Origin of the sequence: Sorangium sp. So ce176 (genome assembly GCF_051519835.1) — a bacterium.
Taxonomy (GTDB): Bacteria; Myxococcota_A; Polyangia; order Polyangiales; family Polyangiaceae; genus Sorangium; species Sorangium cellulosum_G.
In genome coordinates this window covers 5,899,369-5,915,897 of record NZ_CP150371.1, presented here as the reverse complement: position 1 = coordinate 5,915,897, position 16,529 = coordinate 5,899,369, and the positions used below count along the sequence as shown (strand labels likewise).

The window sequence follows — 16,529 nt, the reverse complement described above, 5'->3', positions numbered from 1 at the left end:
AAGCCACATGCCGTCTCTGAGATTTCCCGACAAGTTCGTTTGGGGCGTCGCGACGTCGTCCTATCAGATCGAGGGCGCGACGAGCGAGGATGGCCGGAGCGAGTCCATCTGGGACCGCTTCGCGAAGACGCCCGGCCAGATCACCGACGGGACCAACGGCGACATCGCGTGCGACCACTACCACCGGTGGCCTGAAGACATCGCGCTCATGAAGAGCCTGGGCATGATGGCCTACAGGTTCTCGATCGCGTGGCCGCGCGTCCTGCCGAACGGCCGGGGCGCGGTGAACCCGAAGGGGCTCGACTTCTACAGCCGGCTGGTGGACGGCCTGCTCGAGGCCGGGATCGAGCCGTACGCGACGCTCTTCCACTGGGATCTGCCCCAGGTGCTCCAGGACGAGGTCGGGGGCTGGCTCCACCGCTCCACCGCGGAGGCGTTCGTGGAGTTCACCGACGCGATCACCCGGAAGCTCGGCGACCGCGTGAAGAAGTGGATCACCCACAACGAGCCGTGGTGCACGGCGTTCCTCAGTTACGAGAAGGGGATCCACGCGCCGGGCATGCGCGATTTCGGCAAGGCGCTCACGGTGAGCCACCACCTCTTGCTGTCGCACGGCCTCGCGGTGCCCGTGGTGCGCAGCAACTGCCCCGGCGCCGAGGTGGGCATCACGCTGAACTCGAACTACGCGATGCCCGCGTCGCCGAGCGCCGCGGACCACGACGCGGCCCGCCACTACGATGGGTACTTCACCCGGTGGTTCCTCGACCCGCTGTACGGCCGGCATTACCCGGCGGACATGATCGCGGACTACATCAAGCTGGGCTACCTCCCGCCGGAGGGGCTGACGGTGTGCAAGCCGGGCGATCTCGACATCATCGCGACCCAGTGCGACTTCCTCGGCCTGAACTACTACTCCCGGGCGGTCCTGCGGAGCACCAAGGTGCCCGAGGAGCAGAACCTGCCGCGGACGGTGCACGTGGCGCCCGTCTCGGAGCAGACCGAGATGAACTGGGAGGTGTACCCGGAAGGGCTGCGGCGCCTGCTCCTGCGGCTGCACGTTGAGTACGGGGTGCCGAAGATCTACGTGACGGAGAACGGCGCGGCCTACTCGGAGGGGCCCGACAAGAGCGGGCGCATCCCGGACGAGCGCCGGCTCAAGTTCCTGCGCGACCACTTCATCGCTGCGCGGCAGGCGATCGACGCGGGCGTGCCGCTCGCCGGGTACTTCGTGTGGTCGCTGATGGACAACTACGAGTGGGATCGCGGCTACTCGCAGCGGTTCGGCATCGTCTGGGTGGACTACGAGACGCAGCGGCGCACCCCGAAGGACAGCGCGCTCTGGTACAAGGGCGTCATCGCCGCCAACGCCGTCGACGACGGCGCCTCGCAGGCCACTTGACCGACGTGCGCGCGGCGCGCCGCGGACCGCGCGGCGCGCCGCGGCTTCGCCGGGCCGGGCAGCTCGGCGAGGCCTCCTCCCGCGCCGTCACGTCACGCGGAGCACCTCGTCGAGGGACGTGACGCCCTCCTTCACCCGGGCGAGCCCGGCCTCGCGGAGCGGTACGAGGCCGACCTTGCGCGCGGCGTCCCGGTACGCGCGCTTGCCGGCGCGCGCCTTCACGAGGTCGCGCAGGTCGTCGTCGAGCTCGAGCATCTCGAACAGCCCGACCCGGCCCCGGTAGCCGGTCATGTGGCACGTCTGGCATCCGACGGCGCGCTTCAGCTCGGTGCCCTTCTCGATGAGGACCCGATCCTCCTCGCCGGTCACGTCGCTCTCGACCTCGTACGTCTCCGCGCACTCGGCGCAGAGCCGCCGCACGAGCCGCTGCGCGATCACGGCGAGCAGGGCGTTGGCGACGATCCACGACTCGGCGCCGAGGTCCACGAGGCGCGCGACGGTGTCGACAGCGTCCGAGGTGTGCAGCGTCGACAGCACGAGGTGCCCCGTGAGGCTCGCCTGCAGCGCGATCTGCGCCGTCTCGGGGTCGCGCATCTCGCCGACCATGATCACGTCCGGGTCCTGCCGCAGGATGGCGCGAAGGCCGGTGGCGAAGGTGAATCCCTGCCGCGGGTTGGTCTGGCCCTGCGTGATGTCCCCGAACTCGACCTCGATGGGATCTTCGAGCGTCACGATGCTGAGCTCGCTGGTCTTCATCACCTTGAGCAGCGAGTAGAGCGTCGATGTCTTCCCCGACCCGGTCGGCCCGCACACGAGGATGAGCCCCGACGGGCGGTCCGCGAGCCGCTCGACCCGCGGCAAGTCGACCTCGGGTAGCCCGAGCTTCTCGAGCGCGATGAGCTGGTGGCTGAGCAGCACGCGCAGCACGACCGTCTCGCCGTGGATCGCGGGGAACGTCGAGGCGCGCAGGTGGATGAGCGGGTGGCCGTGCAGCTCCAGGCTGAACTGGCCGTCCTGCGGCAGCCGCCGCTCGGTCATGTCCATGCGCGCCAGCACCTTCACGCGCGAGGCGAGCGACGGCGCGAGCTCGAGGGGGATCTGCCCCTGCGCCACCATCACGCCGTCGACGCGGTACCGCACGCGGATGCTGTCGCGCTTCGGCTCGACGTGGATGTCGCTCGCGCCCATGGAGACCGCGCGGCGGACCAGGTGATCGAGCATCTTGACCGCATCGAGGTCCTCGGACGACGCGGGGGGACGGCTGAAGCTCACCGCGCCCCTTTCTTGCCGCCGACCTCGACGGTGCGGAGCGAGACCATCTTGAGCTCGTTCGAGGGAGGGAACGTCGCCCAGACGCTGACGCCGTAGAGGCCGGGCCGCTTGCGGTCGTCCAGCGGGATCTGGATGTCGAATCGATTGCCGGTCACCTGAAGAGGAATAGGCGTCTTGAAGCCTTTCGGGAAGAACGTCGCGTAGGGGGGCGGGATCGGGTAACCGCCCATCTTGAGCAGCCTCTCCGGCGGGATCGGCTTGCCCGCCTCGACCCGCGAGATCCCGACGCCCGCGATCTTCGCCGGCGCCCTGAGCTCGCCGGCCACCCGGATCACCTCGCCGACCTGCGCGCGCCCGGGGAGCGGCTGGTACGCTCCGTAATCGTCGACGAACTCCTGCGCCATGCAGGCGATGTCGAGCCCCTTCGCCTTGGCCAGGCCGACCCCGAGCGATGTGTGCGGCGCTGTGAGCACGTTGCGCCGGTGCCCGTCGGCCGGGGGCTTCTCGTTCATGAAGGCGTTGTGCACCCGCTCGAGGCTCTCCGCGGAGAAGCGCGGATCCGGGTCGAGCTCGCGCGGGATCGCGTCGGCGAAGCAGCCGGCGTTCTCCATCACGAACCCGTCGCCGCCCGCCGCGGTGTAGCGCTCCTCCGGGACCGATCCGTCGCTGCCCCAGTGGCCGGTGTAGCCGACGCGCACCATGTCCTCGGCGTGCCGCCGCCCCGCGCGCGCCGCTGTCTCGTCCCACGTGACAGGGGGCAGCTTGTGCGCCGCCCGATCGCGGTTCACCAGCGCGAGCACGTACCGCCCTGCCTCCGTGCGCGTCATCCCCCGGCCCGGCGCGGGCGGCGCCGCGGCGGCCTGCGCCTCGCCGCCGGCTTCCTCGCCGCGCGCCTCGCCCTCGTCGCCGCGCGCGCGGTCCTCGTTCGCGCCCTCCGCGGCGAAGGCCGCTGGCGGCCCTCCCGCCGGCTCCTTGCCGGCGCCCGCGCCGCACCCGAGCGCGTGGGCGCTCGCGGCGATGAACCCGAGCCACGGCGCCCCGGGCCAGCGCCTCCGCCGGTCGTCCATCGCTCCTGTCCTCCCTCGTGTGCCTCTCGTGATCCCGCGCATCGGCGCGACGGTAGCGCCTCGGTGTCGCGCGCGCACCCGGGCAGCGCCGGCGCCGCGCACGCCGCGCGGCGGCGTGCGCGGCGCCGAGGTGGTAAGCGATGCGCCACGTGAGCACCTCCTCGTCGTCACAGGGCGCGGTCGCCGCGCACCCGCCCGGGGCCTCCGCGATCGTCCTCGCCGCGGAGCGCGAGGGGCGCGCGGCGCGGCCGACCGCGGGCGTCCTGTGGATGGTCCTCGCCCAGGCGCTGTTCGCCGTGATGAACGTCCTCTCGCGGCTGTCGTCGGAGAGCGCCCCGTGGCCCGAGGTCGCCGCGTCGCGCGCGCTGGTGGGCGCGGCCACCGCCCTCGGCGTCGCGCTCGTCCGCCGCGCGCCGCTCTCCATGGAGCGCAGCGATCGGCGCCTCACGTGGGCGCGCTCGCTCTGCGGCACCGGCGCGATGCTCTGCGTCTTCTACACGCTGGGCTCGCCGCAGATCGCGCTCGGCGACGCTGTCACGCTCGGCGCGACGAGCCCGATCTTCGTCGCGATCCTCGCGCCGCGGATGCTCGGCGAGCGGAGCAGCCGCGGCCTCTGGGTCGCGATCTTGCTCGCCTTCGCGGGCGTCGCGCTGATCGCCGCGCCGCGGCTCGCGATCGCGGGCGAGACGGCGCTCGTCGCCACGCTGGGCGCCGTCTTCTCGGCGTTCGCCATGATCTGGCTGCGCCGGATCGGCGCCAGCGGGACGCGCGCGAGCCCCGAGTCGGTCGCGCTGCACTTCTCGCTCGTGGCGAGCGCCGCGATGATCGCGCTGTCGATCCCGGTCTGGCGGACGCCCGACGCCGTCGGCGTCGCGCTGCTGATCGGGACGGGCCTCGCCGGCGGCCTCGCGCAGCTCGCGATGACGCGCGCCTACGCGCTCGACAACGCGGCGCGCATCGGCGCGATCGGTTATGTCGGGGTCGCCCTGTCGCACGTGCTCGCCGCCGCCTGGCTCGGCGACGTCCCCTCGGCGCGCCAGGTCCTCGGGGCGACGCTGGTGATGGCGGCCGGCCTCTGGCTCGCCTCCCAGGCGCTGCGCGACGCGCGGCGGCCGGCGCGTCGATCGACGCGTTGACCGGGTCCACCTCACATGAGATAGCGCACCTCCGCTCAAGGAGGATCTGCATGAAAGCGTTCGCTATCCAGGGTTCGTTCGGACTCGACGCGCTCCGCCTGGTCGATCTCCCCGAGCCGACGCCGGGGCCCGGGCAGGTCGTCCTCAGGATGAAGGCGGCGTCGCTGAACTACCGCGACGTGCTCGTCGTAAAAGGTCTTTACAATCCGAAGTTCCGGCTGCCGCTCGTCCCGTTCTCCGATGGCGTCGGGGAGGTGATCGTCGTCGGGGAGGGGGTGACGCGGGTGAAGGTCGGCGATCGCGTGTGCCCGATCTTCAACCAGCGCTGGATCGACGGGGAGCTCACCGCGTCGAAGGCGAGGGGAGCGCTCGGCGGCGAGCTGCCCGGCGTGCTCTCCGAGCAGGTGCTCGTCAGCGAGGAGGGGGTGGTCGCGGCCCCGGCGCACCTCACGGACGAGGAGGCCGCGTCGCTGCCGTGCGCCGCGGTGACGGCCTGGAACGCGCTGTTCGCGGCGAGCCACCTCAAGGCGGGCGACACGGTGCTCGTGCAGGGCACGGGCGGCGTCTCGATCTTCGCGCTGCAGCTCGCCCGGCTCGCGGGCGCGCGCGTCATCGTCACGTCGAGCAGCGACGAGAAGCTCGAGCGCGCGCGGTCGCTCGGCGCGTCGGAGACGATCAACTACCGCGCGACGCCCGACTGGGACACGCAGGCGCTCTCGCTCACCCGCGGCGCGGGCGTGGATCACGTCGTCGAGGTCGGCGGCGCGGGCACGCTCGCCCGTTCGCTCCGCGCGGTGCGGACCGGCGGGCGCGTGAGCGTCATCGGCGTGCTCTCGGGCGGCGCGCCCGAGCTCAGCCTGTTCCCGTTCCTGATGAAGCAGATCGTCGCGCAGGGCGTCTTCGTGGGCTCACGGGCGATGTTCGAGGACATGAACCGCGCGATCGCGGCGGGCGGCCTGCGGCCGGTCGTCGACCGCGTGTTCCCCTTCGGCGAGGTGCGCCAGGCGCTCGACCACATGGCGAGCGGCGGGCACTTCGGGAAGATCGCGCTCCGGTTCTGAGACGGACCGGGCCGGGCGCGGCGTCCGCCCGGCGCTCCGGCGCGGTCCGCTCGGAAGTGGCCTCGCCGGCCCAGGTCGTCTACGAGTCGTGACGCATGGATTCCGCGGCCGGCGCGCTCGCCTGCGCCGCGCGAGAGGTGGTGGACGATGCAGCGCGATCTGGAGACAGAGGTCCTGTGTGGCCAGCTCATCGTGGGCGGATTCGACGGCGCGGAGCCGCCCGCCCGGTATCTCCGGGCGCTCGCCGAGGGGCGGCGGGGCGGCGCGATCCTGTTCCGGCGCAACGTCCCTGACCTCGACGCCACGGCGCGGCTCTGTCAGGCGCTCGCCGCGGCGGGCGGCCCCGAACGGCCCCCGTTCATCGGGATCGATCAGGAGGGCGGCCGCGTCACGCGCCTGCGCGCGCCGTTCCTGGCGCTGCCCCCGATGCGCTCGCTCGGCGAGCTCATGGACATCCCGCTGCTGCGCCGCGCGGCCCGCGCCGTCGCGTCCGAGCTGCGGGCCGTCGGCATCAACCTGAACTTCGCCCCGGTGCTCGACGTCGACTCGAACCCCGAGAACCCGATCATCGGCGATCGCGCGTTCGGCCGCGATCCGCGCACGGTCACGAGGGCCGCCGTCGCCTTCCTCGAGGGGCTCCAGGAGGAGGGCGTGCTCGCCTGCGGCAAGCATTTCCCGGGGCACGGCGACACCGCGCTCGACAGCCACCTCGCGCTGCCGACCATCGCCCACGGCCGCGGCCGCCTCGACGAGATCGAGCTGCCGCCGTTCCGCGCGGCCTCCCGGGCGGGCGTCGCGTCGCTGATGACGGCGCACATCGTCGTCGAGGCGCTCGACCCGGGCGTCCCGGCGACGCTCTCCCGCGCCATCTGCACGGGCCTCCTGCGCGACGAGATCGGCTTCGAGGGGGTGCTCTTCTCGGACGACCTCGAGATGGCCGCGATCGCGGCGCACTACCCCGTCGAGGAGGCCGCCACCGCGGCGATCTGGGCGGGCTGCGACGCGCTGCTCATCTGCAAGGACGAGGACCTGCAGGACCGCGCGCACGAGGCGCTCGTGCGCAGGGCCGAGCGCGATCCGCGCTTCCGCGAGCGCTGCGTCGAGGCGGCCGCGCGCGGCCTGGAGCAGCGCCGCCTGCGCCCGCCGCGGCCGGCCGCGTCGCCGGCGGAGCTCGCCGAGGTCGTCGGCGGGCCGGCGTCTCGGGCCGTGCTCGAGGACATCGAGCGGGCGCGCGCCGCGCTCGCCGCGGGGGCGGTGACGTGATCGCGCCGCCGGGGGCCGGGCGAGCGGAGCCCGCGGCGCACCCCGACCGCCCGTTCGTCCTGGCCGCGCGCCGGCTCGTCACGTGCGACCCGTCGCGCGCCTCGGCCGGCGATCCGCTCGGCGTGATCGAGGACGCCGCGATCGTCGTGCGGGGCGGCGCGATCGAGGCGGTCGGGCGCCGGCAGGAGATCCTGCGCCCCGGGTCGGGCCTCGCGGTCGAGGTGGAGGCCGCGGGGGTCGTGACGCCGGGGCTCGTCGACTGCCACACGCACGCGCCCTGGGTCGGCTCGCGGGACGCGGAGTACGCTGTCCGCATGGCGGGCGGCGACTACGAGGCGATCGCCGCGGCCGGCGGCGGCATCGTCGCCAGCATGCGCGCGGTGCGCGCCGCGACAGCCGACGAGCTCGCGGGCGCGCTCCGCGCGCGCCTCCGCCGGATGGCCGCGCTCGGCGTGACCGCCGTGGAGGCGAAGAGCGGCTACGGGCTCGACGAGGCCTCGGAGCGCAAGCAGCTCGAGGCGGTCGCCGAGGCGGGGAGGGACGCGCGCCTGCCCCGCGTCGTGCCGACGTACCTCGCGCTGCATGCGCTCCCGCCGGAGGCCGGGGGCGACCGCGCGGCCTACGCCGCGACCGTCGCGCGCTCCTGGCTGCCCGCGATCGCCGCGGCCGGCCTCGCGCGCTACGTCGACGCGTACATCGACAGGAGCGCGTTCTCGGTGGATGAGGCGCGGCCGGCGCTCGAGCGGGCGCGCGCGCTGGGGCTCGGCGTGCGCGTCCACGTCGGGCAGTTCGCCGACGTGGGCGGCGCCGAGCTCGCGGCCGCGCTCGGGGCCGCGTCGGCCGACCACCTCGAGCGCGTCGCGCCCGAGGGCATCGCCGCGCTCGCCCGGGCCGGCGTCGCGGCAGCGCTCCTGCCGGTCGCGAGCTTCACGCTCCGGCAGGAGCCGCCGCCCGTCGCCGCGCTCCGGGCCGCCGGCGTCCCGCTCGTCGTGGGCAGCGACGCGAACCCCGGGACGGCGCCCACCGAGAGCCTGCCGCTCGCGCTCGCGCTCGCGGTGCGGCTCTACGGGCTCACCGTCGCCGAGGCGATCCTGGGCGCGACGCGCGAGGCGGCGCGCGCGCTCGGCCTCGGCGAGGTGTGCGGCGCGGTGCGGCCGGGGCTCCGCGCCGACCTCGTCGTCTGGGACCTGCCGCACGAGAACGCGATCGTGCAGCCCTGGGGCGCGCCGCGCGCGCAGGCCGTGCTGCGCGACGGCCAGGTCATCGCCGCTGGCGGCTGAGGCGGCCAGCAAGTCAAGCCTGGACGCGCGTACACCCTGCGCGTATGCCGCGCGCATGAGTGACACGCAGAGCCCTGTCGCTGTCCCTGGCCGCACGGACAGCTCGTTTGATCCGGTCCCGCTGCTCGCCGAGGAGCTGAACCTCCCGCGTCAGGGGGTGTCGGCGGTGGCCAAGCTGCTCGCCGAGGGGGCGACGGTGCCGTTCATCGCCCGTTACCGCAAGGAGGCGACCGGCGGGCTCGACGAGGTGCAGATCCGCGCGATCGAGGAGCGCCGCGCCTACATCCTCGAGCTCGAGGAGCGCCGCGCCACGGTGCTCGGCGAGATCCAGAAGCAGGGCAAGCTGACCGACGCGCTCTCCTCGAAGATCCGCGCCTGCCGCACCAAGGCCGAGCTCGAGGACCTCTACCTCCCCTTCAAGCCGAAGCGCCGCACGCGGGCGATCATCGCGAAGGAGCGCGGCCTCGAGCCGCTCGCGGATCGCCTCTGGTCGCAGCCGGAGGACGGCAACCCCGAGGAGGAGGCCCGCGCCTTCGTCAGCGCCGAGAAGGAGGTCCCGGACACGTCCGCCGCCCTCGCCGGCGCCCGCGACATCTGCGCCGAGCGCATCGCCGAGCACGCCGACGTGCGCAAGCTCGTCCGCGAGGCCTACGTCAAGGAAGGCGTCATCAAGGTCCAGAAGAACGAGGAGCACGAGGGCAAGCAGACGAAGTTCGACATGTACGCGAGCTTCGAGGAGCCCGTCGCGAACATCCCGTCGCACCGCTACCTCGCGATCCGCCGCGGCGAGGCCGAGGGCGTGCTCCGCGCCGCGATCGAGCTCGCGCCCGAGCCGCTCGTCCCGCCCATCCACGCCGCGATCGGGCTGAAGCCGAGGTCGCCGTGGGCCGGCGAGCTCACGAAGGCCGCGGAGGACGCCGTGAAGCGGCTCTTGCTCCCGGCGGTGCAGAGCGACGTGCGCGTCGACCTCAAGATGCAGGCCGATCGCGCCGCGGTCGAGGTCTTCGCCCAGAACCTCCGCGAGCTGCTCCTCGCCGCGCCGTTCGGCACGAAGGCGGTGCTCGGCATCGACCCGGGCCAGCGCACCGGCTGCAAGTGCGCCGTCGTCGACGAGACGGGCAAGCTGCTCGAGCACACGACGATCTACCTGGTCGGCAGCAGCGACGCGCTCGAGCGCGCGCGGCAGGACCTGCGCCGCATCTGCCGCAAGTACCCGCTCCGCGCGGTCGCCGTGGGCAACGGCACGCACGGCCGCGAGACCGAGGCGTTCGTGAAGGACGTGCTCGCGTCGGAGGGGCTGAAGGAGACGGCGAGCGCCGAGCCCCGACCCACGTCAGAGACGATGTACTGCGTCCCGGTGAGCGAGGCGGGCGCGAGCGTCTACTCGGCGAGCGATGTCGCGCGCGAGGAGTTCCCCGACCTCGACCTCACGGTGCGCGGCGCGATCAGCATCGCCCGGCGCCTGCAGGACCCGCTCGCGGAGCTCGTGAAGGTCGACCCGAAGAGCATCGGCGTCGGGCAGTACCAGCACGACGTCTACCAGGGCCTGCTCGCGCGGAAGCTCGACGAGGTGGTCGAGAGCTGCGTGAACCTGGTCGGCGTCGAGCTCAACACGGCGAGCGCCCCGCTGCTCGCGCGCGTCGCCGGCATCGGCCCGAGCCTCGCGAAGAAGATCGTCGCCCACCGCGACCTGAACGGCGCGTTCAAGAGCCGCAAGGGGCTGCTCGACGTGCCCGGCGTCGGCCCGCGGACGTTCGAGCAAGCGGCGGGCTTCTTGCGGGTCCGGGGGGGCGAGCACCCGCTCGACGCGAGCGCCGTGCACCCGGAGCGCTACGGCCTTGTCGAGCGCATCGCGACGGATCTCGGCGTTCCGGTCGGGTCGCTCATCGGCGACACGGCCGCGATCGCGCGGATCGACGCGAAGAAGTACGAGGCCGGCGACGTCGGCTCGTTCACGCTGAACGACATCCTCAGCGAGCTGAAGAAGCCCGGCCGCGACCCGCGCGCCACCTTCGAGCCGCCGAAGTTCCGCGACGACGTGCGGACGATGGAGGATCTCAAGCCGGGCATGGAGCTCGAGGGCGTGGTGACCAACGTGACGGCGTTCGGCGCCTTCGTGGACATCGGCGTCCACCAGGACGGCCTCGTGCACGTCTCGCAGCTCGCGGACCGCTTCGTGAAGGATCCGAACGAGGTCGCGAAGGTCGGCGAGAAGATCAAGGTGCGCGTGCTGGAGGTCGACCTCGTGCGCAAGCGCATCGCGCTCACGGCGAAGAAGGGCGGCGCTCCCGCCGGCGCGCGTCCCCAGGCCGGCGGCCCGCCCGCGGGCGGCGACGGGCGCCCGCGCAACGATCGCAGCGGCGGCCGACCGGCCCAGGGGCAAGGGAAGGGGCAGGGCAGCTCGGGGGGCGGCTTCCGCAACAACCCGTTCGCGGACCTGCTGCGCAAGTGACGTGAGCGCCGCCCCGGGGCGCGTGGTCCAGCGCCCCGGGGCACGGCCTAGAAGTCGTGGTCTGCGAAGAAGCGCTCGATCCTGAGCGACACGAGCTCGGGGAACTCGAGCGCGGTTGTGTGAGTCCCGCCGCGGACCACGAGGATCTCGGACATCGCGATCCGGCGCGCCATCGATTGCGTCAGCGCCCGGGGGGTGAACGTGTCGCTGTCGCCCGCGATGAGCAGCGTCGGGACGTCGATCTGCTCGAGGACGTCCTCGGCGTCGTGCGTGCCCAGCGCGCGGAGGTTCCTGAGGAACGCCTCCATGTCGAGCTGGCCGAGCGGCTCCAGGAGCTCGGCGAACGCCCCGCGGTCGAGCGCCCTCCCGAGCAGCCCCATCCGCTGCAGCCAGATCACCGCGTCGGGCTGGCCGACGGAGCGACGCGTCACCCGGGTGGCGGCCGTGTGAGCGCGCGCCGCGAGGTTCACGAGGGGCGGGAATAGCCGCCCGAGCCCTGGCAGCGGCCCCATCGTCTCGAGCGGCCGGCGGTAGGTGCCGTTCAGCAGGACCAGGTTCGCGGCGAACCCCGGGAGCTGGCGGAACGCCTCCAGCGCGACCTGGACGCCCATGCTCCAGGCCATGAGCGAGCCGTGCCGGACCCCCTCGACAGCGAGGATCGCCTCCAGATCGCGGACATGGTTCGCGACCGCATAGGCGCCCGGGACGTCCTGCGACGGGCGCTTCGACGCGTACGTCCCGCGGTAGTCCCAGGTGATGAAGCGGTACTGGTCGGACAGGTACTCGAGCTGCGCCCGCCACGCGAGGTACGACCCGCCGAGGCCGTTGACCAGGACCACCGTCTTTGCCCCGTCGAACGGCGGCGGCGTCACGCGGTACGCGATGTCGGTTCCATCAAAGCTCGCAACCCGACGCGTTTCCATCCGGAGCGACGAACGCCGCGAGGGCGGAGACCGACCCCCGCCGGACGAAGAAGAGGGTGGCGGAGGCCGACCCTCGCCGGATGAAGACGGCGGCGGAGGCCGACCCTCGCCGGATGAAGACGGCGGCGGAGGTCGACCCCCGCCGAACTTGAACCACGCCATGTGCCCCTGCTTCCTACCCGGTCCCTCCATCGACGGCCATGCTGCCGGCGGCGGCCTGCGTGCGGGTCGGGGGCGGCCTCACCCTCCGGCGATGTCGCGGCGGCTGGACGGGGTGGCCGCGCGGCGTCGCGATCGCGTGCCGAAACACATCCTGCGCTGCGATCGCCATCGCGTTGACATTCCACGCGGCGCGCCGCTAACGTGCCCGGCGGGTCGTCCGCTCGCCCGACGCTCCCGTTGTGTTGCTGATCTTTTCGTCCCCGCCCTCGTCTCGGTCCGCTGGACGCCGGCCCATGTCGTCTCCTGTTGCCGCTCGCGCAGGGGCAGCTCCGGTTCGGGCCGTGGTGGACCGATCGCCTCGGGCGGGCGTGGAGTTTCTGGGCGAAGTGGTGCAGCGATCCCGTCCCCGAGGAGCCGATGGCTGAAGAAAAGAAGAAGAGCAAGATCGATCTGAAGGCTCGGCTGGGCAAAACGGCGGTAGGCGGGGCACCGGGAGCGGCCGTCCCCCTCCCCGTGCCCGGCTCGCAGCCTGGATCGGGGCCGCCTCCCGACGGGAGCCCGATCCCGGGCGGCATGCCCTCGCCGCATCCGAGCGCGCGTCCCCCCATGCCCTCCGTGGGCGGCATCGCGCCCCCGCCGGGCATCTCGCCAGGCATCCCGATGCCTCCGTTCGCGCCGCAGCCGCGTCCCGTGATCCATACGCCGCCGCCCAAGCCCACGGCGGCCGCGCAGACCATCAAGGTCGAGGTCGGCGAGGAGGTCGAGCAGGAGCGCCGGAAGGCCTCGAAGCGGACGGCGCTGTACGCGGGCCTCACCGCGCTCCTCGGCATCGGCCTCGGCTTCGCCGCGGGCGCTCAGAAGGAGCGCGGCGATCGCGGCAAGCTCGCCGTCGAGGGCGCCGCGGCGCTCGAGAAGGACGTGCGGGCCGCGAACGAGAAGATGCAGGAGCTGAACGACAAGCTCGGCGCCGCCGCGGAGCAGCTCTCGAAGAAGAGCTTCCCCACGCAGTTCACGACCGAGCTCGGCGCCATCAACGTCCCGTTCGATGCCACCAACCTGGAGAACAAGCAGATCGGCAGTCTTCCGGGCAGGGTGATGCGCCAGCTCCTCAGCTACACCACCTCGGTCCAGGACCTCAACAAGACCAAGGACAGCCTCAAGAACCTGCTCGCCGCGGCGCAGGGCACCGTCGAGAAGTCGTGGAAGGAGCAGGACGAGCCGGTGGTGAACTTCTCGGTCGTCTTCCGCCGCGACGGCGACAAGACGCTGGCCGAGCTGGTCCCCAACAAGGCTCCGTTCCCGTTCGGCAAGGACTGGCCGGCCAAGTACACGGTGACCCGCCTCGAGCGCACGCAGCAGGGCCTGAAGCCGGCCGAGAAGGAGGCCGCCCGCTGGACCAAGGGCGACATCGCGGGCGGCGACCTGCAGGCGCTTCCGGTGGACCCCCAGTCCGTGGCCGCCTTCACGAGCGAGCAGATCGTCTTCAAGCTCCGCAGCGCGATGATCGATGTCCGCCAGCTCCTCGCCGGCAACAAAGAGAATCCCGCCGCCGAGACAGCCGGCCTCATCAAGGAAGGCGACGATCTCGCGAACGAGCTCCACAAGATCTCCCTCGCCCGCTGAGCGGCGCTCACCCGCTTCGGATACGGGCCCACCTCGACGTTTTCGGTGCTCGGCGCACAGGAGTGCGCCTGCGCGCCGAAAACGCCGATCTGGGCCCGTCTCCTGTGCGGGGGAACGGCGCTTCTTGGCCGTCCGCGTGCCGGACGGCCGTCATGGCATTTGATCGAGGCGCGTCGCACGGCCGGGCCCGGTCGCCTCGGGCCGGGCAGCTCGGCGCGACCTCAGGGAAGGGAGCCGCGCCGCCGCTTCAGGCAGCGCCGCCGGCGCCCATGGCGCGGGGCCGGACGATCTCCACCTTGCCGATCTGCCGCTCGTCGCTGTCCCGCACGATGAACCGCAGCCCGAACTTGCTCACGGCCGTGCCCACCTCGGGCACCTTGCCGACATGCTGCGTGAGCATCCCACCGAGCGAGTCGTACTTCCCCTCCCGGTCGAGCTCCGCGCCCAGGTAGGCCGAGAGATCGCTCATCGATACGGCCGCATCGGCGACCAGCCGGCCGTCGCCGAGGTCCTGGATGGCCGCCCCCTCGTCCGTCTCGTCGTGCTCGTCCCGGATGTCGCCGACGATCTCCTCGAGCACGTCTTCCAGGGTGACGATCCCCGACATCCCACCAAACTCGTCGACAACGATCGCGAGGTGCTGTCTCCGGCTCTTCATCTCCCGGAGCAGCGACGAGAGCGGCTGCGACTCCGCCACGAAATTGGCAGGGCTCCGCGTGATCTCCCGGAGCGTCGTGTTCTTGAGCCGGCGCTCCTCGAGGACCTTGAACATGTCCTTCGCGTAGAGGAGACCAGCGATGTTGTCGATTTGATCCTTGTAGACCGGATACCTGGAGTGCCCGCTCTCCGTGACGATCTCCAGCACCTTCTCGAGCGGCGTGGAGATCTCGATCGCCTCGACCTTGGACCGCGGCACCATCACGTCCCGCGCCGTGAGGTCGGCGAACTCGAGCACATTCCGGATCATCTCCGCTGGTTCTCGCCCGAACAGGCCAGAGCGCTCGACCTCATCGACGAGGATCTCGACCTCGGCCTCCGCCACCCGCGGGTCGGACGGCTGCTCGCCGTTCTTGGTCCCCAGCCGGGAGCCGATCCAGCCGAGCGGCACCGCGAGCGGAAGCATCGCGATCTCGAGGGGGCGCAAGAAGCGGACCGCCATCGAGGCTGCCCGATCGGCGTGCTTGCGGCCCAGCGTGGAGCTGACCTCGTAGAGGGCACCGCTCACGACGATGGTGGTCGCCAGCCCGAGATACAGCGCAGCGCCGGGGACGCTCCGCCGGAAGAACAGGTCGAAGCAGGCGGCGGTCAGGCTGGTCGACACGACCCAGCCGAGCAGGTAACGAGAGCGAAGCTTGGCGTCTTCTTGACGAATCCGCTCGTAAGCGGCCTTCGTGGGGCCCGTCGACTGCTCGATCAGCGCGCCGAGCCGGGTGGCGCTCAGCGTCGTCAGTGCGGTGTCGGCGCCGACGAACAGCGAGCCAAGTACAGCGGAGAGAACGGCAGCGGCAAGCGCTGGCAATGGAACGAGATCGGGACTCAAACCGAGGCTCCTAACGGACGAATCGTAACGGAACAGGCGAGGGGAGCGCAACCGGACCGGGGCGCGAAATCTCAGGAGATGCTGGATCCACGCGAGCTCCCCGGACTCTTTGCAAGACGGACTCCCAGGCTCGACCGGTGCGATCGAGTGCGGCCAGTGAAATGATCCGTGGGTTTACTGAAGTCCAGGATTTTGCTGAATCGTGTGGTTTTCTATCACACAGCAGGCTTTTCACGGACGTCTGCCGACCCGGAAAAGCCACGCAGGACGGAAAAACGAGCCTCAGGCGGCGTGGATGAGCTGTGGGCGCCGGCGTCGTCGGCGACCTCGGGGGCGCCCAGCGCGACGACGTGTCCCTCCGGATCCAGCCATACGGCGGCCCCGGATTGCGCAGGAGCTGCGGAAAAGTCGGATTCGGTGAGCGTCTGCCCGAGGCGCGCGCGCCGGACGCCGTGATCGGTCAGGCGAGCGACGGGCAGGCTGGACGCGGCCGCCTCGGCGAGCGGGCGGATCGCGGCGCGCAGCGCCTCGGCGCCGGCGTCGAGGGGCACCGCCTGCTCCAACGTGAAGGCGCCGCTCGCGGTGCGGCGGAGCGCCGACAGGTGCGCGGGGACGTCGAGGTGCGCGCCGACGTCGCGCGCCAGCGAACGCACGTAGTAGCCCTTGCTCACGTCGAGCTCGAGATCGAGCGCAGCGTCCGCGGCCGGCACAGCGTCCGCGGCCGGCGCAGCGTCCGGGGCCGGCACAGCGTCCGCGGCCGGCGCAGCGTCCGCGGCCGGCACGCCTCCGAGCGGGCCGGGCTCGCCGCGCCTGGCGCCGGCGAGCGCGAGCGACCGGACCTCGACGGGCCGGGCCGACAGGTCCACGGCCTGGCCGGCGCGCGCGAGGGCGTAGCTGCGCTGCCCGGCGACCTTGATGGCCGAGTACGCCGGCGGCGTCTGGGCCCGGCGCGCCCGCTCCGCGTCGAGCGCCGCGGCGATGCGCGGCGCCGCGGCGGCGAGGGCCTCGGCCCCGGCCGGGACGCCGGCCGCCGCGAGCGCGCCGAGCTCCCCGTCGAGCCACGCGGGCAGGGGCTGCGTCGCCGTGACGTCCCCGTCCGCGTCGAGGGTGTCGGTCCCGACGCCGAGGACGACGCGCGCCGTGTAGCGCTTGTCCTGCGCGGTCAGGTAGGGGGCGAGCTTCGTGGCCTCGCCGACGAGCACAACGAGGACGCCGGACGCCATCGGGTCGAGCGTCCCGGCGTGCCCGATGCGCTTCACGCCGAGGGCGCGCCGCAGCCTGGCCACGACGTCGTGGCTCGTCGGGCCCCGCGGCTTGTCGATGACCAGCACGCCTTCCGGCCGAGGCCGCC

12 protein-coding genes are annotated in these 16,529 nt (G+C 72.6%); 7 read left to right on the top strand and 5 right to left on the bottom strand.

Annotated elements, in window-relative coordinates:
* Window positions 1–7: 7 nt before the first annotated feature.
* Window positions 8–1,399, top strand: a complete 1,392-nt coding sequence (locus tag WMF42_RS22085; RefSeq protein ID WP_061606122.1) for a GH1 family beta-glucosidase — start codon at window positions 8–10, stop codon at window positions 1,397–1,399.
* An 87-nt stretch (window positions 1,400–1,486) separates the two neighbouring features.
* Here WMF42_RS22085 and WMF42_RS22080 read toward each other — a convergent pair whose 3' ends face one another.
* Together WMF42_RS22080 and WMF42_RS22075 are read right to left on the bottom strand one after the other, a co-directional pair.
* On the bottom strand, window positions 1,487–2,671 hold the full coding sequence (locus WMF42_RS22080) for a GspE/PulE family protein (RefSeq protein WP_061606123.1): 1,185 nt from the start codon (window positions 2,669–2,671) through the stop codon (window positions 1,487–1,489).
* A complete protein-coding gene (locus WMF42_RS22075) occupies window positions 2,668–3,738 on the bottom strand; it encodes a CAP domain-containing protein (protein ID WP_437694087.1) in 1,071 nt (356 codons plus the stop codon). The genes WMF42_RS22080 and WMF42_RS22075 overlap by 4 nt, the downstream gene beginning before the upstream one ends.
* Window positions 3,739–3,878: 140 nt before the next feature.
* Between WMF42_RS22075 and WMF42_RS22070 the strand changes: the two genes are divergently transcribed.
* From WMF42_RS22070 to WMF42_RS22050, 5 genes are all read left to right on the top strand, one after another.
* On the top strand, window positions 3,879–4,874 hold the full coding sequence (locus tag WMF42_RS22070) for a DMT family transporter (protein ID WP_081426171.1): 996 nt from the start codon (window positions 3,879–3,881) through the stop codon (window positions 4,872–4,874).
* Between the two features lie 50 nt (window positions 4,875–4,924).
* Window positions 4,925–5,935 carry a zinc-dependent alcohol dehydrogenase family protein gene (locus tag WMF42_RS22065; RefSeq protein WP_437694085.1) on the top strand — a complete coding sequence of 337 codons (1,011 nt, stop codon included), beginning with the start codon at window positions 4,925–4,927 and terminating at the stop codon, window positions 5,933–5,935.
* A gap of 147 nt (window positions 5,936–6,082) precedes the next feature.
* A complete protein-coding gene (nagZ, locus tag WMF42_RS22060) occupies window positions 6,083–7,198 on the top strand; it encodes a beta-N-acetylhexosaminidase (protein WP_437694083.1) in 1,116 nt (371 codons plus the stop codon).
* On the top strand, window positions 7,195–8,478 hold the full coding sequence (gene hutI, locus WMF42_RS22055; RefSeq protein WP_437694081.1) for an imidazolonepropionase: 1,284 nt from the start codon (window positions 7,195–7,197) through the stop codon (window positions 8,476–8,478). The genes nagZ and hutI overlap by 4 nt, the downstream gene beginning before the upstream one ends.
* A gap of 55 nt (window positions 8,479–8,533) precedes the next feature.
* On the top strand, window positions 8,534–10,930 hold the full coding sequence (locus WMF42_RS22050; RefSeq protein WP_437694079.1) for a Tex family protein: 2,397 nt from the start codon (window positions 8,534–8,536) through the stop codon (window positions 10,928–10,930).
* 47 nt (window positions 10,931–10,977) lie between these two features.
* On the opposite strand, the gene WMF42_RS22045 is transcribed toward WMF42_RS22050, so the two are convergent.
* The gene (locus WMF42_RS22045; protein ID WP_061611917.1) at window positions 10,978–11,853 is read right to left on the bottom strand and encodes an alpha/beta fold hydrolase; all 876 of its coding nucleotides are present in this window, start codon (window positions 11,851–11,853) and stop codon (window positions 10,978–10,980) included.
* A gap of 468 nt (window positions 11,854–12,321) precedes the next feature.
* On the opposite strand from WMF42_RS22045, the gene WMF42_RS22040 reads away from it, so the two are divergent.
* Window positions 12,322–13,638 (top strand): formin, encoded by a 1,317-nt coding sequence (locus tag WMF42_RS22040; RefSeq protein WP_233562426.1) that lies wholly within the window; start codon window positions 12,322–12,324, stop codon window positions 13,636–13,638.
* 247 nt (window positions 13,639–13,885) lie between these two features.
* Here the strand turns inward: WMF42_RS22040 and WMF42_RS22035 are convergent, their stop codons facing one another.
* Both WMF42_RS22035 and WMF42_RS22030 read right to left on the bottom strand, forming a co-directional pair.
* Entirely contained in the window at window positions 13,886–15,178 is a 1,293-nt protein-coding gene (locus tag WMF42_RS22035; protein WP_061611916.1) for a hemolysin family protein, read from the bottom strand.
* A gap of 215 nt (window positions 15,179–15,393) precedes the next feature.
* Entirely contained in the window at window positions 15,394–16,509 is a 1,116-nt protein-coding gene (locus tag WMF42_RS22030; protein WP_437694076.1) for a tRNA pseudouridine synthase B, read from the bottom strand.
* Between the last annotated feature and the right edge of the window lie 20 nt (window positions 16,510–16,529).